Annotated in this window: 12 protein-coding genes and 1 pseudogene; 8 read left to right on the top strand and 5 right to left on the bottom strand. The window is 41.9% G+C overall.

Features of this window, described 5'->3' with window-relative positions:
- Nucleotides 1-135 precede the first annotated feature (135 nt).
- The 4 genes and pseudogenes from M23134_RS40600 (at nt 136) to M23134_RS24615 (ending at nt 7,969) form a co-directional block, all read left to right on the top strand.
- A complete protein-coding gene (locus M23134_RS40600; RefSeq protein WP_002700680.1) occupies nt 136-4,521 on the top strand; it encodes an FG-GAP-like repeat-containing protein in 4,386 nt (1,461 codons plus the stop codon).
- Between the two features lie 80 nt (nt 4,522-4,601).
- A pseudogene (locus M23134_RS24625) lies at nt 4,602-5,566 on the top strand (PorP/SprF family type IX secretion system membrane protein); the annotation flags it as partial.
- A gap of 126 nt (nt 5,567-5,692) precedes the next feature.
- On the top strand, nt 5,693-6,130 hold the full coding sequence (locus M23134_RS42780) for an OmpA family protein (protein WP_394330669.1): 438 nt from the start codon (nt 5,693-5,695) through the stop codon (nt 6,128-6,130).
- Between the two features lie 354 nt (nt 6,131-6,484).
- The gene (locus tag M23134_RS24615; RefSeq protein WP_002700677.1) at nt 6,485-7,969 is read left to right on the top strand and encodes an FG-GAP repeat domain-containing protein; all 1,485 of its coding nucleotides are present in this window, start codon (nt 6,485-6,487) and stop codon (nt 7,967-7,969) included.
- 254 nt (nt 7,970-8,223) lie between these two features.
- Here the strand turns inward: M23134_RS24615 and M23134_RS24610 are convergent, their stop codons facing one another.
- Nucleotides 8,224-8,637: an Hsp20/alpha crystallin family protein gene (locus M23134_RS24610; RefSeq protein ID WP_002700676.1), complete on the bottom strand. Its 414-nt coding sequence runs from the start codon at nt 8,635-8,637 to the stop codon at nt 8,224-8,226.
- A 253-nt stretch (nt 8,638-8,890) separates the two neighbouring features.
- Nucleotides 8,891-10,204 (bottom strand): hypothetical protein, encoded by a 1,314-nt coding sequence (locus M23134_RS24605; RefSeq protein WP_157558628.1) that lies wholly within the window; start codon nt 10,202-10,204, stop codon nt 8,891-8,893.
- Nucleotides 10,205-11,090: 886 nt separating this feature from the next.
- Here M23134_RS24605 and M23134_RS24600 point away from each other — a divergent pair.
- A complete protein-coding gene (locus M23134_RS24600; RefSeq protein ID WP_045114262.1) occupies nt 11,091-11,942 on the top strand; it encodes a M57 family metalloprotease in 852 nt (283 codons plus the stop codon).
- A gap of 207 nt (nt 11,943-12,149) precedes the next feature.
- Here the strand turns inward: M23134_RS24600 and M23134_RS24595 are convergent, their stop codons facing one another.
- Together M23134_RS24595 and M23134_RS24590 are read right to left on the bottom strand one after the other, a co-directional pair.
- Complete coding sequence (locus tag M23134_RS24595; RefSeq protein WP_002700672.1) at nt 12,150-12,620, bottom strand: MarR family winged helix-turn-helix transcriptional regulator; 471 nt, start codon at nt 12,618-12,620, stop codon at nt 12,150-12,152.
- Between the two features lie 109 nt (nt 12,621-12,729).
- Nucleotides 12,730-13,533 (bottom strand): SGNH/GDSL hydrolase family protein, encoded by an 804-nt coding sequence (locus M23134_RS24590; protein ID WP_002700671.1) that lies wholly within the window; start codon nt 13,531-13,533, stop codon nt 12,730-12,732.
- Nucleotides 13,534-14,010: 477 nt separating this feature from the next.
- On the opposite strand from M23134_RS24590, the gene M23134_RS24585 reads away from it, so the two are divergent.
- A complete protein-coding gene (locus M23134_RS24585; protein WP_002700670.1) occupies nt 14,011-16,002 on the top strand; it encodes a hypothetical protein in 1,992 nt (663 codons plus the stop codon).
- 478 nt (nt 16,003-16,480) lie between these two features.
- On the top strand, nt 16,481-18,661 hold the full coding sequence (locus tag M23134_RS24580; RefSeq protein WP_002700669.1) for a xanthine dehydrogenase family protein molybdopterin-binding subunit: 2,181 nt from the start codon (nt 16,481-16,483) through the stop codon (nt 18,659-18,661).
- A 99-nt stretch (nt 18,662-18,760) separates the two neighbouring features.
- On the opposite strand, the gene M23134_RS24575 is transcribed toward M23134_RS24580, so the two are convergent.
- A complete protein-coding gene (locus M23134_RS24575) occupies nt 18,761-19,045 on the bottom strand; it encodes a hypothetical protein (protein ID WP_002700667.1) in 285 nt (94 codons plus the stop codon).
- A 311-nt stretch (nt 19,046-19,356) separates the two neighbouring features.
- Between M23134_RS24575 and M23134_RS24570 the strand changes: the two genes are divergently transcribed.
- Nucleotides 19,357-22,182 carry a M16 family metallopeptidase gene (locus M23134_RS24570; RefSeq protein ID WP_002700665.1) on the top strand — a complete coding sequence of 942 codons (2,826 nt, stop codon included), beginning with the start codon at nt 19,357-19,359 and terminating at the stop codon, nt 22,180-22,182.
- Nucleotides 22,183-22,357: the final 175 nt, after the last annotated feature.

The following is a 22,357-nucleotide window of genomic DNA, read 5'->3' as shown; positions in this document are numbered from 1 at the left end:
CAAAAAAATGTAATAGTTTATCAGGTAAAGTACTTGCGGTTGAATTCAATGGCAAGTCAAGTATTGAAGCACCCTGCTATGCATTATACTTTCTTACAGAAATACAAAACTTTATTATAAACTCATTGAACAAAAATGATGAATAGGATTAACAATTTATTTTTGCAAAAAAAATATACCCGCAACTGGTATCTTCAGAAATGGATTTTGGTATTGAGCTTTGTGGCTCTTTTGGGTTTTAATTTGAATTGGCTGGCTAAAAATAGCAGCCCATCAAATTTGACTTCCTCTGCTATAGCAAACAAGCCTGTTTTAAAACCAGAAAAAAAACTGCTTACCCCTTTGGGTAACAATGACAACAAACCGGAACTTATCACCCCTACCCGCATTATGGCTACAGAAATATGCGACAATGGCATTGACGATGACGGCGATGGGCTGATTGACTGTTATGACCCTGATTGTACCAGTAGCTCCAATTGCGATGGCTTTTTCTATGGCAACCCTATTCCCAGTTGTAATTTTACAGCCAATCCTGGAGATTTTAACCTGGTAGAAATATGGAACACCCGAAGTGCCAATGGTGGGGTAGATGGCGACAATAACCAACCAGGTACCGCTCCTTTTGACCAACGCGCCACCGTAATGGTAGGCGACATGGATGGTGATGGAGTGCCCGAAGTAGTGGCAAAACAAGACAATCCTGGTAAGTTGTATATGTTTAATGGAGTGACAGGACAAGTAGAAGTAAATATAAGTATTAGTGACAACGACGTTTTTACCTCAGTAGCCATTGGAGATGTAGACCGGGACGGCTTAGGGGAGGTGTTCTTTTTCAATGCGACTGGTAACCTCGAAAGGTATGACTATGCCAACGGTACCCTTACCAAAACTTTCGAATCTGCTACTGCCGAAAACAGGCTTTACACCCCCAACCTTGCCGATTTTAACCACGATGGGGTGGTAGAAGTATACGTCGGTAATAAAATTTACTCGGCTGTCAATGGTACACGTTTGGTAGATGGGTCAGGCTCTAGTGGAGCGCATAGCGGAGAAAATGAACCTTTCTCTGTAGCAGTAGATGTATTGGCAGATGGGGCTTGCGCCAACTGCTCAGGGCTAGAGTTAGTAGCAGGTAACACTGTATATTCAGTAAACGTTGCAACTGGTACTCTCAACGCAGAAGTAACTGCTGCTGGAGGGCTAGGCGATGGGGTAACCTCAATAGCTGATGTTGACAACGATGGCGACTTGGATGGTATAGTAGTGAGCAGCGGTAAAGTATACGTGTGGGACCTACAAACTTCGGCGCAGCTATACTCTACCTACACCCTCACAAGTACTACCAAAGGAGGACGTGCCAACGTAGCCAACTTTGATGCAGACGACGAGTTGGAAATAGGCGTAGCAGGTAAAGACCTCTACATAGTATTAGACCCTACTGGTACCCCTGGCACTGGTACCCTTACTAGCAAATGGGAGAAAACGGGGCTGGACGATGGCTCAGAGCGAACCTCTAGTACAGTATTTGATTTTGATGGAGATGGGGTAAGTGAGGTAGTATATAGTGAAGAAGAAAATTTGGTGGTATACAACGGACAAACTGGTGCTTTGAAAACTACGATTATTTCCCGGTCGGGTACTCGGTACGACAACCCTGTGGTAGTAGACGTAAACGGTGACGGGCAAACTGAGATTATACTTACCGCTCAAGACGCCAACGGTCCCATAGATACTGAACAAGCCTATGTACGTTGCCTTAAATCAACCAATAGGGTATGGCGACCTTCGCGGGCAGTATGGAACCAACACAATTACTTTATTACCAATGTAAACGACAATTTGACCATTCCAAGAGTACAACAAAACTATGTCAATGTTACGGGCTTTGACGGCAAGCCCTACAAAAAAATATTGAATACATTTTTAAACCAGGCAAGCTTATACGACGTGGCTGGAGACCATATTTTCCCAGCACCCGATATGACGGCAGAACTCAACGGAGGTGCTACCAACATCTGCCAAAATGGTGGGGTAATTAATTACAGCTTTATTGTAAAAAATGAAGGAAGTGCCACCCTGCCGGCAGGAGTAAAAATTGCCGTATTTGATCAAGACCCTTACAACAACACCCCTAATCTTGTGCAAGAGCTTACTACCAGTGAAGCAGTACCCATCAATGGCTCAATACTGGTAAGTGGTAGCTCTACCTCTGGTGTATTGACCAACCTGCATATATTGCTTAACCATAACCACTCAGCTGCCACTTATACCCTGGCTGCCAATACTACCACTACAGGTACCGCTGAGTGTAGCTACGCCAACAACTACCTCACCATTCCGGTCATACAAGCGGCTCCCCCCAACGCTGGGCTTACCGTAGGCGCTGCAGGCAATATTGTATGCCCCAATGGAGCTACTGACATTACAGTAGCCACCTCTGAAGTGGGAGTAACCTATCAGCTAAGAAAAGGGACTACCAATGTAGGTGCTACCCAAGCAGGTAATGGCGGAACTTTAAATTTTAATACTGGGGCTCTTACTGCCGACGAAACCTTTAGTGTACTGGCCACCAATGCCGGAGGCTGTTCGGTAGTGCTAAATACTACCCAAACTGTTACTGTTATTAAGCAAGACCTGATCGTAGGGGCACTTTCCAGCACTATTTGTAGTGGTACAGCAGGTACGATTACCTTGCTTAAGTCTCAAACCGGGGTGACTTATCAATTGCGTAATGATGCTGGTGACAGTAATGTAGGGGCCACCGTACCAGGCAACGGAGGAACCATTACGTTTGGCACTGGAAACTTAGCTGCCAATACTACTTTTAATATTTTGGCAACCGGAGGAGCTTGTGTTGCAGGCGCAGAACTTACTGGCAAACAAACCATTTCGGTAGTTTCAACTCCTGCAGTTGGTCTAACAGTCACCCCAGACAAGACTACGATCTGTAGTGGCGAAACAGTAAGCTTTACCATCACAGGTTCAACAAATGGGGTAACTTATCAATTGTTCAGCGGAAGTGCCAATACTGGCAATCCAATTACCAGTACTGGTGGTGACATTACCTTGACTACTGGAGCATTATCAGCTAATGTTACTATTAGTGTAAAAGCCAGCATAGGAAGCTGCGAAAGTACCCTTACCTCTACCCATGCCATTACTACAATTAACCTCCCAAATACTGGCCTAACCATAGGTGCAAGTAGTACCGCAATATGCTCAGGCACAGGGGTAAATGTAACTGTAGCCAGCTCCGAAACGGGAATAAGCTATCAATTACGCAACAATGCCGATAACAGTAATGTAGGTACCCCAGTAACAGGTACAGGTGGTACGATCAACTTGCCTACCGGAAACCTGTCTGCTACTACTACTTTTAATGTATTGGCTACAAAAACGGGGTGTTCATCAGTAGTACAAGCCAGTACAGTCACCATTACAGTGTCAGACTTTGCTTCTAGCATTGAAAATGGCGCATCAGTCCTTTTTTGTGGTACCAGCGGAACACTTACTGCTACCGCTGTAACTGGGGCTACTTATCAATGGAAAAAAGATGGAGTCAACATTGGCACCAATAGCAACCAACTCACTGTAAGTGCTGCTGGTAGCTATGTAGTAGAAGTAACAGCCAATGGATGTACCAGACCATCGAGTGCCAGCACAGTTACTTTTAACCCTATAACTACTGCCACGGCAACCATCACATCTGACGCTACCAACAACACGATCTGTGCCGGGCAAAATATCACCTTTACTGCTACTGCCACCAACGGAGGAACCAACCCCACCTATCAATGGCGGGTCAATGGAAACGATGTTGCCGGAGCCACCCAGGCTACCTTTACCAGCAACTCACTCAATAACAGTGATGTGGTGACAGTAGTCATGACCTCCAGCTTGCCTTGCACACCTGCGGTTACCTCTAACGAGATAAGCGTCACAGTAAACGCGATTCCTTCAGTTACATTTACTGGGGTAGAAGCCAACGTAGAGGGCAATAACCAGGTAACAATTAATGAAGGTAATAGTGTGACTATTAACCTCACTGGAGCGGTTTCTTACACCTGGACTCCTGCTACGGGCATTAACTCTCAGTCAACCGATGGAGCACAGGCAGTACTGGCACCCACCAGTACTACTACTTATACAGTAACCGCCACCAATGCCGCCGGATGCCAAAGTAATGGCAGCGATACCCTGCAAGTAATAGTGACTCCTAATACTGATATATTCATTCCTTCGCTGTTTTCACCCAATGGAGATGGTCAAAACGATCGTTTTATCGTACGGGGAAATGGTATTCAAACCCTCAGATTTCGGGTGTTTGACCGTTCGGGGCACTTGATGTACGAAACCAGGTCGGTAGATGAAGCAATGACCACTGGTTGGGACGGTACCAGAGGTGGGGTAAATCAACCTATAGGTATGTATACCTGGAGCATCATCGGAACATTTGTGGATGGACGGGAAATAAGCTTCAAGGGGGCAAAAGCCGGAAAAATTAATCTACTCAGATAGCACATTCAACAACGGGCAATAAGTGACCAAGCTTGTTGCCCTTATTAAAAACATAACGACACCTTAGTTAATCAATACAGATGAAAAATTTTACACAAAATTTTTGGGTAATCTGTGGTTTGTTATTGGGGTTGCATACCCTGGGGCAGGCACAAGACTTTAACATGACCCAATACCATTATACGCCTTTGCTTACCAACCCGGCAAGGGCCGCGGCAAGCAACGATCGTCAGATTTTTTTGAACTACCGAAATCAACCCAATGTGGCCGATGAAAACTACCGGTTTTTTATGGCTACCGGGGTCTACCCGCTGATCAACAAAAACACCCAAAAAAGATGGGGAGGGGTAGCCTTGGGCTTTGTCAATGACCAAAATGGCACTTTCCTGCACACCAATGGGTTTACCGGAGCTTTTGCCTATAACCACGAGATTGGTTCACACTTTTTGGGCAAAAAAACCGATAAGTATTATACCAAAAACTGGGGCAAGCATCACATCAGTTTTGGGGCACAAGGGGGCTACTTTCAGCGCTCTATTCGCTTTGACAACCTCACCACTGATGCTCAGTTTCAGGGGGGAACCGTAAACCCCAACGCTGGACTGGGTGAAAGTGCAGCCAATACCTCGCAAAGCTATTTTTCGGCCAGTGCGGGTATGATGTGGCAAGCCGAAGATACGCTGGGCAACACCAAGGCTTTTTTGGGCATATCGTTGTACAACATCAACGAACCCAACCAGTCGTTTTCAACGAAGTAAAAGATGTCATCCGACGAAAGTTTACGATGACAGGGGGAATGAGGGTATGGGAAAACCGAAACTTTTCGGTGTTTCCTAACTTTAGATGGATCAACCGAACTGGAAACAACCAGATCAATGCGGGTGCCTGGGTTTTTGCCAGTCCTTTTATCTTAGGCCAAATCGCACCTTATTTCAAAGATGCCAAAGTAGGGGTGGGTGCCTGGTACAACCTCAACAAGGCAATTATAGCATCGCTGGAGTTTCACAAACCTTCTTATTTTGTGGCGTTTAACTTTGACTGGCCAACGGCTCAATCGTCTACCATCTGGCAGGGACACAGTGTGTTTGAAATCACCGTAGGATTTAAGTTTAAGCGCAAGCCCCTTAAAAAACCTCACTACGAAATCCCCCCCATCGACCCAGACTCAGGCATGAAGTTTAACCCTGTACCTCCAGGGGCTATTCCTATGGCCATGGTGCCTACTCCTCCCCCACCCAAAGAAAAGCCGAAAACCAAGCCAGGGCTCGAAGATGGCGCTTTCCGCTTTAAGCTGGGCAGTGACGAGTTGGACGAAAAGTCGAAGGCTTTGCTGGACAGTGTAGCCCAAAAGATGATGGAGTTTCCAGAGGCAGAGATTGAGGTATCGGGACACACTTGTAACATTGGTACCAAAGCGGGTAACCTGAGATTATCGAAAAAACGTGCTGAGGCAGTGCGTAAATACTTGATGGAATACGATGGTATTGACCCCAAACGCATTAAAACGGCTGGGTATGCCGATAATCGTCCGTTGGTACCCAACATTAACGAGCCTAACCGTAAGAAAAACCGTAGGGTAGCATTTAAGATGAAGTTCCCGGATAGTTAGAAGCACCAACAGGGTGCTAGGGACTAGGCGCTAGATTCTGGGTACACCCTGTTATATAGGCAACTAACAAATACATAGTACACTCATTTTCAATAGATTACAAATTTGTTAGTTAAAAGTATTAGATTTAGCCAGAAGCACGTATACTTCTGGCTTTTTATCAATTGTTGGCTTGTGAATGTACCTAAATTTAGTTTTCAAAAAAGATATCGAAAGATGATCATTTTTTTATATACTACGTTAGGCTTCATACCAACATATTATTAACTTTCAGCAAAGCATTTTTGTCCATTGTTTCATCAATGCCTTGCCTCTCTTCGTAAAATATTCAACTCAATACAAAATATGACAACCATGCAATACTTACGAACTTTTACCTTTTTTTCCTTATTTTTAATATGTACCTGGGGTGTTCAAGCCCAGTTTAAAGAGGTGAAAACCGGAATGGTTAACCTCAAGTATAGCTCAGTAGCCTGGGGCGATCAGGACAACGACGGTGACCTGGATGTGTTTATGATGGGATGGGACGGTAAAAAACGAGTTACCCGCATTTATAACAACAACAATGGACAGTTTGAAGACATTGAGGCAAGTTTGCCAGGGGTAAACAGTGTAGCGTCGAACAACCTTGCCTGGACTGACCTGGACAACGACAATGACCTTGACTTGGTGCTGACCGGGCAAGACGGGGAAACTCGAATTGCCAAAATATACAATAACGAAGGCAGTAATTACTTCAAAGAGAGTCCTCAAAACCTGGATGGAGTATACGCCAGTACCGTAGTGTGGGGCGACTATGACAACGACGGTGACTTGGACTTGTTGATGGCGGGCAATACCAAAAATGGTGGTAGAAAAACCCAAATTTTCAGGAATGACAAGGGTAAGCTGGTAAAAATAAAGACAAATTTAATAGGCATCTCACGCGGGACAGCTGCCTGGGGTGACTATGACAACGATGGTGACTTAGATATTTTGGTATCGGGTAGGTACCACCCTACCCAAAAATTGGCGAAGTGTATCATCTATCGCAACGACAATGGCAAGTTTACTGACATTAACGCCAACATTACCGGACTTTTACGGGGGGCAGCTGCCTGGGGCGATTATGACAATGACGGGGATTTGGATTTGTTGATGTGTGGATTGACTGATCAGGGCAAAAGGTTGACCAAGTTGTATAAAAATAATAAGGGCAGGTTTTTGGCAATCAATACCAACCTGATCCAGGTATCACGTAGCTCGCTTGCCTGGGGTGACTATGACAACGATGGTGACCTCGATATTTTGATTACAGGAATGGACAATCAGGGCAAGCGACGCTCTAAGATTTACCAAAATAATGGGGGTAGTTTTAAAGACATCAATGCTCAGCTTATAGGTTTGTCAGCTGGGTCGGCAGCCTGGGGCGACTATGACAATGATGGCGACCTTGATATTTTGATTACGGGTGAAGATCAGAGTTTTAACCAACACACCAAGATCTACCAAAACAACCTTAACAAGGGCAAAGAGGTAAAGATGCACCCTCCGTCGAACTTGAACGCTGAGGTAAAAGGCAAAGATGTAGTATTGAAATGGGCAAAGATAAAAGACCTCAAGGGCATTACTTATAACATAAGAATAGGCACTGCTCCAGGCAAAAATGACCAACTTTCGCCTATGGCAGACGCTCAAAGTGGCTTTAGGTTGGTGGTAGAAAACGGCAACGCTCATCACCACGACAATTGGCGGATAAAAAACCTGCCTCCAGGCAAGTATTACTGGAGTGTACAAACTATCAATGGGGCTTTTCAAAGCTCTAAGTTTTCAGAAGAGAAATCTTTTGAGGTACAATAAAAAGTTTAAACAAATGTCTACAAAAAAACCTCTGCCTGATGCCAGGCAGAGGTTTTTATTTTGTACAAATATTAAGTGACGGTTGCATAATAGTTTTATCTACTTTCAAACTCGTCACTAAAAGCGTTATAACTAAAAACTAATATGACTAAATGACTTGTTCACAATAGGTGTTCGGAACTTAGAAAAAATTTAAAAGCCAGGTAAGACAAAGAAATTTAAACTAAATACAGGCAGTTATTACAAACACGTCACTAAATCTGACGAATGTTAATTCTCTTGATTTCGCTTGACTTATGTTCTTCATAAAATGGGGCCAAAATCTGCAGTTCTCCGTTTTCAAACACTGCCTCAATAGCCTCTACATTTACCCCTGAACTAATAGGCAACACCTGGAAAAAAGGGGTAATGACGCCCTCACTCGATTCGTCTTCTTCCAATGTGGTGTAAATCATCAACTGGTCACGGTTTATTTCAATATTGTAGGCTTCAATAGGCACGGTTGGCGCCTTTATTTTTACTGTGTAGCCATCTTCAGACTGTATAATTTTCATTTGAGTAGCCACAATCCCTCCAGCTACAGTGTTCAGTGCACGCACATCTTGTGCTATGCTTTTCAAAAGACCTTTTTCTATGGTTACTTCGTTGGTTTGCATATTATCTTCCATTTTGTTCTTTAGTTTAGTGTTGGGGAATATTGTTGATTTCAAAGAGGAGTTTATCAAAGGCTGTACCAGTGCTCAAAACCAACAAAAACCCACTGATTTGCAAGGCTTTACAGCCACAATGTCACATTTATACTCTCCATGCCCAGCAACAGCTGACTTTATGACACAAAAAAGCCCGACAATAATGCCAGGCGATTATCATACATAGTAAAAGGTAAAAAGGCTGCGTTGAACATTTGCCTTTAATACGGGTTTAGCGTAGCATAAGTTTTACTTTTCCACCAATCCAACAACCCACCGAAATCAACTGTCCTTTTTGCATTCCATAAGTATGTGCATCTACTATATCGGGGCACTGTACCTTGGCTTTAGCCATTTTGGCGGCATTGCCTGCTTTTTGGTACATTTCATAAGCTGCTATGTATACTGCACGGTTCAGCACGGGGTTTTTATTGGTACAAATTTGCCCGCTGTTGTAATACATATCGCCGATCAGGTTATACGCTTTTGGGGCAAACTTGGCATCTGCGGCGGCGGCTTTCAAGGCAAAGCTTCGAGCACTTGTCTTATTTCCTTTTCTTCTTTTTGCCTTGGCAATCGTATAATACGCGCTTGCTTTTTCTTTGCTGGTTTTGGCAAGCTCAGGCAATTGATCCATCAACTCCTCTACCTTAGCATAATTTTTTTGTTTTTTATAGATACTGATTATCAGCAATGCCCCCTCATAGGTAGGAGTTGCTTTAAATAATTTTTCGCTCATAATAGCAAAGGTAGAGTCTTGGCCGCAAGGGGCTGACGGGTTGGTTTTCCTTATTTCGATCAACAAGCGCATAATCTCTTTGATCGTTTCGATATCGTGGGGGTTTTTGTGATAATCGGGCATGTAATACAAATTAACAAACTCACAAGAAAGCATGGGTTTACCTTCTTTGCTTTTCGATCTAATGATCTTTTTGAAAGTATCATCTACATAGTTTTTTACTTCAGTCCAGTGTTGGGGGTATTTGGGCATATTGGCATTGATAATACTGGTGAGCTTATCGTAAGTATCTACTACTTCTTTACCCGTAATATTTCCCTTTCGGTATTGCTGCGAAACCATATACATATAGTTTGACACACTGCGGTAGTAGGTATTATTGCCATTGAGGGCTATAATTTTGGTATACAGTTTAAACAAATCATCGACTTTGTCGGGGCGGCTTCCCCAATAAAAAAAGGCGTAATGTCCTTTTTGGTTCATTACCTTTGCCTCTTCGCCAAAATGTTTTACGCGCATGTCATAAATCTCCAGGGCTTTGTCCTGATATTGGGCTTTTTGCTGTGCGTCAGAAGTTTCCTTTACCAAATTATGGTATAGGTTATAACCTTTGATATAGATGTTTTTATGAAAGTCAGGTTTATTTTTCAAGAACCAATTCAACGGTGGGATGGCTTTTTCATACTGCTTTGCCTTGTACAAATCGTCAAACATTACATACTTTTCTTTTTCTTGTGGGGTTTGGGCAAAGGCCAATACGGGTATAAACAACAGTAACCAGAAGGCCTGAGAAATATATTTCATCATTTTTACAACAAACATTAGTATAAACATTGGATATAACTGCTTTTGCTAGAATAATCAACCAAAACAAAAGCTATAATTACAAGTATAGAAGGTTTAACAACAAAAAACAACTATATCCTTAGTTTTTAAACTAATACTTTAAGAGTTGGTCATTTATTACTTATAAAACACACTACATAGGCTCAAAAAAAAACAAACCCCAGAAAGAGCTCCTTTAAATGTCAAAAAACGCCTGACTATCATACTATTTTAACCACAAAAACAGCAAATTAAGTGATTAACCCTCATTAAAGCATCACATCAATTGATTAATTAAATTATTTTAACATAAAGTTTAAACAATTAGAATTTACAAGCGTTATCTCCAATAAAGACGCTAATTTATACTCTCTGACAAACAATGAATGCATCTTCTAAAACCCACAAAAACACCTTAAAAACTCTATAAAAACAAAGTAAATTTTATTATAAAACTTTATATAGAATAATATTCTACAAATATTCACTTAATCAAAAAATTTCATTTCATATAAAAAAACGACCTATACTGGTTCTAGTGTTACCAAGATATTTAAGAGTATTTTCCCTACTGTTTACTTCTATTTTCTTCTAGTTTTCCTTTTTAAATCACCTAAACAACTTACTAAAAGATACTTATAAGCAAAATATAATTTCTTTATTTTCTTATTGTACACTATAATATTTTCTTAAAATTTCCTTTCAAAAATATTGTTTACCTCTAGTGTATCGTAAAAATTTAAACAATATGCTTTGTATACTTTTTGTTTACCTGCCTTTTTTGGACTCATACCATATCAAATGGTAATATTGCATCGAGTTATTTGACTCAAACACCAATTATCTTACACAATTATTTTAAAAAAATATGAAGAAGTTAAATCTATTACACAGCCTATTTTTAATGGTACTTGCTGCCTTTACCTTTTCGTGCAAACAACAAGAGACTACCCCTAACCAAAGCCAAAAGCAAGGCTTGAGCCAAGAGGTAGTGGACAAGTTTGCCAGCTTGGGCTTTGACGCCCGTGATGGGGTATATGGCCAAGTAACCAATCCGTTGACAGGGAAAACTCAAACAGGGTATACCCTCGAAAAAGATGTGTTTATTTCAGACGATCAACTAAAAAGCATGCTTGCCAGCCCCAAAACAAAAGGTCCTAAAGGTGAGCAATACCGTACTTTTAGCTTAGTAAATGCTCCTCGTACTATTCGTGTAATTGGTTACACTGGTGGTGGTGGATATGGTTTGGGCAACACTTTAAGAACAGCGTTACAGCAAGCCATCCAACGATACAATGCGGCTGGCATTAGCTTACGTTATACTTTGGCTTTTGGGACCAACTTCAACGCGTATGACATTGTGGTTTATCAAGTGCCTAACAATCAGGTAGGTGCTCAGGCTGGTTTCCCAAGCGGTGGAGCTCCTTACAAATGGGTACAGATGAACTCTGGCGTAAACAACGCTGGTTTACAAACTGCACGTCACATTACAATGCACGAACTTGGACACTGCATCGGTTTCCGTCATACTGACTGGTTCAATCGCTCTATTAGCTGTGGACAAGGTGGAAGCGAAGGTCAAGGTTTCGACGGAGCCATCAACATTCCTGGTACTCCTACCAGCTACGATGCTCAGTCTATCATGTTGTCTTGTGGTGGTTTAGGTACTCCTGGCGAGTTTTCTTACTATGACAACGTGTCTTTAAACTACATGTACTAATGACCACAAGTGCTTACTTACAATATCTCATACTTTTATAATATTTGTAGTATATAGTTAAGCTATGAAACCCTGGTGCTCATGTGTCAGGGTTTTTATATGTAGAGGATTGTTTAAATGAACACAAAACTCATTAGAAATCACTCTAAATGCGAAAATTTAACCGCAGGAGGCTTGCCTCCAAGCTCTGCGAAGCTAAACAAGCTCTTATTTATCGAGGTACACTTCTCCCCCATCAATAATTTTCTGCACTTGCATCATCACTTCAAAAAACACCTTGAGCTTTTCGTCTGGGATAGTCTCATATACAGCATGGTTGAATTTAAGTACGGTTTGGCGCGCATGCTCTCTGCCTTCTTTGCCTTTATCCGTCAAAAATATCCTAAAAAAACGACGATCTTTAGTATCCTGTACTTTATAAATCAATCCGTCATTTTCCATGTTTTTTAACGTACGGGTAATGCTTCGAGCTTCTAAACCTAGCAAAGGGGCTATCTTAGTAGAAGGTGTTCCTTGCTCTAAATCTATATTTAGCAAGATATACCCTACCGAAACTGTTACGTTATACTTGGCAGCTTCAGCATTGTACATACGCGCTATAGCGTGCCATGTAGCTTTGATATGAAAATCTACGGTTTCTTCTGGCTTCATTCGTTTTCCATTTTTCCCTACGATCATAAGTTGCAAATTAATAAAAAATATTGTGCATGCATACTATTTTTTCGGCGGATACACCAAATAATGCATCATTGTACCAAAAATCCTACAAAATGATCTTTGGTAAAAGTTAATGGTTACTGTTCCAATATTCCTTGCGATCGAGCACATGTGCCTTAATTATGTCTGCTACAAGTTGTTGTTCTGCGGGCTTAAGTGGACAACGATGCAGGTGTTTCATGGGCAACTCCTGAAAAATAGAAGCGTAAAATACCAGTGCTGTAATGTAAGCGCCAACTTTGGTAGGATGACTGCCGTCTGCCTGCCATAAGTGTGACTGCGGCAAGCGATAATGTAACTGTTGCCAAACGACCCCTACTGGAGCTATAGGTATGCCTAGCTCATCAGCAATTTTTTTGTGAGTATGCACCAAACTGTTTTGCGCTTCAGTAAAACTCCTGAAACGTTGATAATAAGGTACTCCCTCTAAACGAATGCCCGTATCATGGGTATGCTTGCGCGCCCAAAACAGGAAAAACATACTTTGGGTCTTGTGTTGCTTGGCCCAGGTATCTATAGTACGAACAGCTTCATACATTTGAGTGGTTTGCACAAAGGGGATAATGCTTTGCTCTTGTAATATTACCCAATTGAAATTTTGCTCTTGAATCATTTTTTTCACCCGGCGGTTTCGGCTGTGGTCTTGCAAACGCCGTCCTCCACTGGCTACCGACTGCACTGCAACATTTTTTTTGTTATGCTGAGCAAGTTGGGTAAACATTTCTGGCATTCGATGATAATAAGTATAGCTATTGCCCAAAAACAACACTTTGACCAAAGGTACCTGTTGATTTTGTTTGTGTGTCTCAGTCTGGCAACTCAGGCAAATAAAAACACAAGCAATGACACTGAACTTTTGGAGGAATAATAACATATTAACAGTATAAATTAACTTTGGTCGCTGAAACAACTAATAAAAACATACAGCTTGAAAACTACAAAACGAACTTTTCCTGTGTAGTTCTGTCAGTCAGCATGACAAAACTCCAGATGGATTTTATAACTCATATACTGGGTACTAAGTTTTCACAATGTTTATCAACTACACCTTTGTCCACTTTACTTACCAGTACTCTATCTTCTCCCAAAAATCCTCCCTAAGCCTTGCAAAACAGGCCTATAAACCAGCAAAATGTTTTTATCAGAGGTTTAAAAAATAATTAATGGTCACTATTTATGAAACAACGATACAATTTAGCTATCTTTAGTTAAAGTAACGCGTGGGTAATACAATCACTCCCCAAATACGCAAAGCCTGCCAACATAGTTAAATGTCATATCGACTTGGTAACTCATAAAAAGTTAGAATGACTCCTTACAAAAAAACACTCAATCATTTATAAATTAAATTATGAAACACTTTTTTGTATGTATCGCTTTTATGCTGGGGTATGTTACACCAGGCATAGGGCAAGCAGGTCTCAGCAAGTTTGTTTTTTCGGCAAGTAAAACCAAAGTATTGCCAGGAAAAACCCCTGATCGGGGCAATGATGGTAAAATCAAAGAAGTAGACCAAATAGGGCACTTGGGGCTAGTATCGTTGTACTACCAAAACGCCTGTTATACTGGTGGCCGTTACAACCACAACGATTTTAAAGTAAGCCAAGGCAAAGTACGCTCAGGCAAACTAAGTTTTGATGCTTATCAGGTATTTGCCCCTCGCCATAAGGCAAGCAAGTTTTTGGCGTCACAGCATTGTCTTGCCTTTAAATTTCCAAAAAAACAGTCCTACACCATTTATACCCTAGAAGCGGGCAAAGTGGATAAGGTGGCAAAGGTAAATGCACGTCAGGTAAACACCGCCAGATTTACACCCATAAAAACGCTCAAAGTAAGTAAGATAAAAAATCAGGTGATTTACTTTTTTGCCCCTACCAGCCAACGTATTAGTAGCTTTAAGCAACTGTCTGCCAACACTGAAGGTTCTCAGATTAAAACAACTCTACTAGGCACGGTTTTCAAATACAGGTTTAAGGTCAACGCCTCAGTGTTTCATACAGGCAAAGACTATGGTAAAAATCGTCAATTCTTTTTGCTGAAAAACCCCAAAAACAGGGTGCAAATGATATGGCAGGACAAAAAAAACAAGCGCATTTACTTGAGTAACTTTACGGCTGGGTTCAAAAGTCAACAAAACTTCCCTTTGTACAACCCTCAAAAGGCCGATTTGTTGGCAGCCACTAACGACACTCAGGGCAATCTTTATTATTTCACTTACCAAGGCAGCAAGGGCAACACCAGGGTAGCCCTGTATAAAGCCACTATATCGGGTAAGTTTTTAAAAACCAAACAGTACGACACCTCTAAAAAAGGCTTAAACATTTACAACTTTCGCAATTATATGGTGAGTCTGCGGCACGCCCAAGGTAAAATAGCCCTGATGATTGGACGTACTATGCATAAGTCGGGCGATGGATTACACCACCAAGGGGGCATTGCCGTAGTATTTGATGCCAATACTTTAAGCAAAATACGCAACCACGGGCAAACTTCGGGGCACTCGTTTGACAACTACCTGACCACCAATAAAGCAGGAAAATTTGTGGCCATTGACTTGGGTGATAATTACCCAAGAGGGGTAAACCTGCACCGTTTTGATGGCACCCGCAGGCGTTCTCAGGTAGTGTATACTTTTAAAACCGAACACGGCACACGTGCTACCTCTCCCTCTGGGCGCAAGTATGACTATTATGCTGAAATAAGTAAGGGGAATAAGAAATATTACAAATGGTCGAACGACAACGGTACATACAGCGAGTTGGGCGGTTTGGTTGAGGTAAGTAACGGATACCTGGTCATGTTTACTGGAGAACCCTCACCTACTGGCAAGGCATTGGACAACAGCCGGGCAGGGTATAAATCGCCTGACCCACGCAATGTAGGCTTGGTAAAGGTGCGCAAAGACTTTGAAAAATCATCGTCAAGGGGCAGCCAAATAAGCGATGACCTGGTACTCTCGCGGGGTATGACCGAATCAGGCGGTTTTTATACATTTGGCGGGCGTTTTTCGAAGCAACGTAACGCAGGCGTAAAGTGGCTGACCAGGTACCGTGACAAAAGTAAAGCAAGTGCCCGTCACCTCAAGGTAGCTCAACTTGGCAATGGGCAAGTTTTGTTGGTATGGGAAGTAGTAAGCAAACAAGGCTACCATACTACGTATCAAAACACTTTTGCCCTGAAAATAGACGCCAACGGCAACACATTGGGACAACCAGTGGTTTTGGGTAAACATGTAAGGTTGGGGCGACGAGACGACCTATTGGTAATGGGCAACAAGGTGTTTATTCCAGCTGGCAATGGCGTAGAAAGCAAAATAGAGTTAATTGTGATAAATACGAGGTAATAAAAATATGAGGTGTCTATGTTTTGTCTATGGCAGGAATTAGCCTAAAGCAAAAAAAATGAGTATAATTGTACAAAGGTCAATAAGTAATCCCTTACTTATTCGCTTTTTTCAAAATTGCATTTATTGGTATTTTATTTAATGATAAATGGTCCATTGTTTCTCAATAAGAAATTGAGCAAACCCTTCGTTCAGTGAGTGAAGGGTTTCTTATTTTTAAACCTTCTCATTTTTTTCTTCTATCTACGAATTTTATAAATCATTAAAAATAAAGGTGATATAAAACCGTAGTAACTGGAAGAACAAGGTGTAAAAACCCAGTACCTAAAACCTTTGTAGGTGCTACCTACTGCAAAATACATATTTGCAAAAATCGCTTATTGGTTGTTGGTAGGGTACAACCTTCTGTCTATCGTAAATAATTGTTTTTGTGGGCTGATTTTGTTTTTTTTATATAAAAACAATCCATATAATACTCATGAACAGAAGAACTTTTGTAAAGGTATCAACGGCAGTTAGCGGAGGACTACTGCTGAGCCTGGCACTTCCCGTAGGTAACGTACTGGCAAAAGACCTGCCCACGTTTACCCCCAACGCTTTTTTAGAAATAGATACTCAAGGGTTGCTCACTTTTACGCTTACCAAGCTAGAAATGGGTCAAGGGTCGGGTACGGGGCTACCCCAGATTTTAGCCGATGAACTGGGCGCTGATTGGCAACAAATCAAGATAGTAAGGGCTACCTATGACAAAAGGTTTAGCCGCAACGAACAAGGTACCACAGGAGGCAGCTCCAGCATTCGCAAACTTTGGCACCCCTTACGCAAAGCAGGCGCCACAGCACGCATGCTTTTGGTAGAAGCAGCCATACAATACTGGCAACGAAAACACAAAGGCGTGTTTAATCAGCAAAACTGTTATACTCAAAACGGGCAAGTGATCCATCGGCCTTCGGGCAAAAAACTCGCCTTTGGCAAAATAGCCGGAGCTGCTGCCAAACTACCTATACCCGAAAAGATCACGTTTAAAAAAACATCGGCATACCAGTACATAGGCAAATCGGTAACAAACCTAATCACCCCTGGCGTAGTAAAAGGGCAAGACGAGTACGGAATCAACACAAAAATTCCGGGCATGCTATACGCTGCTGCCGTACGATGCCCCGTGTACAAGGGTACGCTTAAAAGCTATGATGCTAAAGCAGCCCTTGGCATAAAAGGCGTACAGCAAGTAATAAAGGTGACCAATGTTGACCTTAAGAACGATCCTTATGTGTTTGACAGTGTAGTGGTGATTGCTCGCTCTACCTGGGCGGCTTTTAAAGGTAAACAAGCCCTAAAAGTACAGTGGAACGAAGGCAAAAATGGCCAACGTAGCCTCAAAAGTGTACGCAAAGAGATACTGGAAGCAGGCAAGTTGCCTATTACCAAACCTACCGTAAACCTGGGCGATACTACGGCTGCGTTTAAAGATGCTGAAGTAATAGAAGCCACCTACGAAAACCCTTTTCAAGCACACGCCTTGCTTGAGCCAATGAATGCCGTTGCTAAAATAGAGGGCAATCAATGCGAGGTATGGGCGAGTACCCAATCGGCACAAAATGCCACCCAGGCAGTGGCAAAAGTAACTGGGCTCAAAGAAGAAAACATTACCATTCATGTATTGCCTGGTGGAGGCTCTTTTGGGCGACGCGGCGAAGACCACATCGTAGAGGCTGTATTGGTGTCTAAAGCCATTGGTGGCAAACCAGTAAAAATGGTCTGGACACCCGAAGACGGCATGCAGCACGACCAATACCACCCTTACCACTATAGTAACTACCGGGCAGCCATTAAAAATAACCAGTTGGTGGGGTGGGAAAACAAAATAGTACGGGCTTCTGGCAGTCAGGGAGGTAACCGCCTTTATGATATTTTTTATCATTTTGGCAATGCCAAAAACCAGTGCACCTTAGTAGACCCACCCATTCCTATAGGCGCCTGGCGCAGCGTATCGGTACACTCGGCTACCTTGGGCATGGAATGTTTTATGGACGAAATAGCTCATAAACTAAAACAAGATGCTTACAAGCTCAGAATGGAGCTGCTCAATCACCCTGTAGAGTTGGTAGGCACTGGCGACCGTGCCAAACTGATCCAAAATTTCAGGAAACTCACCCGCAAGCGCTTTCGCCAAGTACTGCCCAAAGTAGTAGAGGTAGGTCAATGGGGCAAAAAAATGCCTAAAGGACACGGACAAGGGCTGGCAGTAGCGGGATTTTCGCGCACGGCATGCGCCCAAATAGCCGAGGTGTCGGTAAACCAGGGAAAACTTAAGGTACATAAGATCACTTGTGTAATGCACCTGGGCAAGGTCATCAATCCTCACTTTGTCAGGGGGCAAGTAGAGGGGAGCATTATCTGGTCATTGGGGGCTTTGCTGTATGGTGGAGTAGACTTTGAAAACGGCAGAGTAAAACAAAGCAATTACCACGACTATAAAGTACTACGTATGGACGAAACCCCCGAAATAGTAGTACACTTGATAGAGAGCGAGGATGACCCTACAGGAGCAGGCGAACCTGCGGTGCCACCTTTAGCCCCAGCAGTGCTCAACGCTATTTTTGCCGCTACTGGCAAACGTATCCGAAAAATACCTGTACTGCCCAAGGATTTGGTTTAAACCTGTGACCAAAATAAACCCCAAATATCGTGAGACATTTGGGGTTTAGTAAATCGACAAAAATAAGTTGTTCTATAGAGCCTTATCTTATGCTTTGTGCTACTTCTGCTTTTTTACCCACTTTACATAGTTGGCAAACTTTTCGTTTTCCATCAGCTTGTCTTTAGTGTTGTAGTGTAAGCCTAAGTCTTTGAGCTCAAAAAACTTATGAATTGTAGAGTGACACATTCGGCACAAGTTCAATCCTCTGGTTTTCATTTCTTCTTTGCCAAACTTTCTTAAAAAAAGCTTCTTTTTATGCAAATTACAAGGAATAAGGTGGTGGAAGCTGAGCGATTTTTCTCGTCCGCATATTTCACAATCACCATATCGTATACGTGTCATGAGTGTATTCAATTAATTGGTTCATACTGTCCCTGTTCTGCGCTCTTTCCTGCTTCTATAGTCCCTGATAAAACACGTATAAAAACCTCAGAAAGAGTGCTGGGTGTAAGTATATACGGAACAACCCACAAGATAGGTTAGGCAAGAGACAGAGGCGATGAACCTGCTGTAACATAAAAAAATAATGCAGTGCTTGTATGACTAATGCAATAGTTATAGGTTTGTTTGATGGTATACCTATTAACCTGAACTAAGCTTGATATAAGTTGATAGTTGGTCTATCACCATTTCATATTAAACTATAGAAAACTATGAATTATAAATTGATTACCCAAGGCATGATGCTTTGTTTGCTTGCTGTGGTAGTGGCCGGACAAACATCTTTTGCCCAACAATTAGACAAAAAAATACCCTTTGATGCGCAGGTAAGAACTGGTAAGCTAAAAAATGGATTAAAATATTATATCCGTAAAAATGCCAAACCAGAAAAAAGGGTAGAACTAAGGCTTGCCGTAAATGCTGGGTCTATGCAAGAAAACGACAACCAACAAGGGCTGGCTCACTTTGTAGAACACATGGCCTTTAACGGTACTAAAAACTTCAAGAAAAACGAGTTAGTAAGTTATTTGCAATCGGCAGGGGTAAAATTTGGTGCCCACCTGAATGCTTACACTAGTTTTGACGAAACAGTATACATGCTCAGGTTACCTACTGATAAGCAAGAGGTAATGGATAAAGGCTTTCAGATTTTGGAAGACTGGGCGCATAATGTAAGCTTTGACAACAAAGAAATTGACAAAGAACGTGGTGTAGTAATAGAAGAATGGAGACTGGGGCGAGGCGCTGGACAACGCATGCGCGACCAATACTTTCCAGTATTACTTAATGATTCGCGTTATGCCAAACGCTTGCCCATAGGCAAAAAGAAAATTCTAGAAAACTTTAAATACAATACTCTAAAGCAATTTTACAAAGATTGGTACCGCCCCGACCTAATGGCAGTAGTAGTGGTGGGTGATATTGACTTAGACGCTATGGAGAAAAAAATCAAACAGCATTTTTCTCGCCTAAAGCCAGTAAAAAATGTCCGCGAAAAAAAACTATATCCGGTGCCTCCTCACCAAAAAACCTTTGTATCTATCAATACAGATAAAGAGGCGCCCTTCTCACAAGTACAAATCATTTATAAAAAACCACTCAAGAAGGTAAAAAACCTGACAGATTATCGCCAGCAAATTATCAATCGCTTTCATAGTGGTATGCTCAACCAACGTTTGCGTGAGCTTACCGAAAAAGCCGATCCTCCGTTTATCAATGCGGGCTTTTATTACGGCAGCTTTATCCGATCTATAGACGCCTACTCAGGCTCTGTACTTGCCAATGGCGATGATATTTTGGGCGGCTTGAGGGTAGCATTGACCGAAAGCAAACGCGTACGAAAACACGGCTTTACCAAAGGAGAGTTTGAGCGTTATAAAAAAACAATTCTGAACAGCTACAAACGCGCCTATAACGAACGCAAAAAAACCGACTCTAAAAGTTTTGCCCGTGAATATGTGGCTCACTTTTTACAGAAAGAACCTACCCCAGGAGTAAAGTTTGAATATGAGTTTGTCAAAAAGGTATTGCCTACAATTACTTTAGCAGAAGTAAACGCTTTGTCTAAAAAGTGGATCACCAAGGACAACCGGGTAATCATTATCAACGCTCCAGAAAAAAAAGGAGTGATTGTACCCACCGAGGCACAAGTAAGAACTGTGCTCAAAGAGGTAGCTTTCAATGCGGTAAAACCTTATAAAGACAAGGCAGTAGGGACTAAACTGATGGATAAAATGCCCACAGCGGGCAAAGTAACCAATACCAAAACATACCCCAAGTCGGGTACTACCGAGCTTACCCTCTCTAATGGTATTGTGGTTACTTTGAAACCTACCGATTTTAAAGATGATCAGGTGTTGTTTAACGGCTACAGTTTGGGGGGGTATTCGCTGGCTGCCGCCAAAAACCACGTCTCGGCAATTTATGCTTCGCAAATTATAGTTGCTAGTGGCGTGAGCAAATTCAAAGCAGCCGACCTACGCAAAATGATGGCAGGCAAATCCGTCAGTGTAAAACCTTATATTCGTGAGGTGACCCACGGGGTGAGTGGTGCTACTACTCCGCAAGACCTTGAAACGGCCTTGCAAATGACTCATTTGTACTTTACCCAACCTCGCAAAGATGAGACGGCGTTTAAATCAATGAAAAACCAGTACAAGAGTATGATGCAAAACCTGATGGCAAATCCTAATTTTTACTTTCAAGACCAGTTAACAAAAATTAAGAATCAAAATCATCCCCGTGCCGCTGGTTTCTTTCCTACCAAAGAAGAGTTAGAAAAAATAGACCTTGATCAGACAATGGCTTTTTATAAGCGCATATTTAGCAATGGTCAAAATTTTAAATTTGTATTTGTGGGCAACTTTAAGGTGGACAAGATCAAACCATTGCTTGAAAAATATATCGGTAGTTTGCCTACCACCCAACAAAAAGCTACTTTCAAAGACTTAGGGATTCGTCCGCCCAAAGGCAAAGTAACCAAAAAGCTGTACAAAGGCAAAGACCCTAAAAGTCAAGTACACCTGTCGTTTATGGGGGCAGCCAAATACAGTACAAAAGATGCCTCACTGATTAAAGCGCTTGCCGAAGCACTCAGTATTAAATTGATTGAAAAGCTACGCGAAGAAAAAGGAGGAGTGTATGGAGCGGGTGCTTATAGCTATATGCAAAAAAAGCCTTATGATAATTATGCCATCGTAGTGTCTTTTCCTTGTGCCCCAAACAATGTAGACGACTTGGTAACTGCCACGATGGGCGAAATAAAGAAAATACAAAAGAGTGGCATCAGCAGTAAGGACTTAAAAAAGGTGCAAGCCCAACAAATACGCAGTATGGAAACCAACATGAAAAACAACCGCTATTGGCTAAACACCCTGCGTAGTGCTTATGTCAATGAGAAAGATCGAGAAAAAATAACCGAATATGAGCAAAGTATTCAGGCGTTGAATTCTAAAGATATGCAAAAAGCTGCTCAAAAATACTTTGATATGAAAAACTACATCAAAGTGGTATTGTATCCCGAAACAATGAAAAAGTAGCAAGACAAATCCTTATTTTGAGTTTTTTCGTACCATCAACGAAGCCAGGCAGTGTACTGGCTTCGTTTTTTTATGTATAATATTACCCTCCTGTTGGATAGTGTTTGTTATTATTGAATATATAGTTCTTACTATTAACTTTACCCCAGTTTAAATCTGACCATCACTTTCTGGC

The organism is Microscilla marina ATCC 23134 (assembly GCF_000169175.1).
Taxonomy (GTDB): domain Bacteria; phylum Bacteroidota; class Bacteroidia; order Cytophagales; family Microscillaceae; genus Microscilla; species Microscilla marina.
The sequence above is the reverse complement of the archived record's forward strand: the minus strand, read 5'-3'. Positions and strand labels throughout refer to the sequence as shown.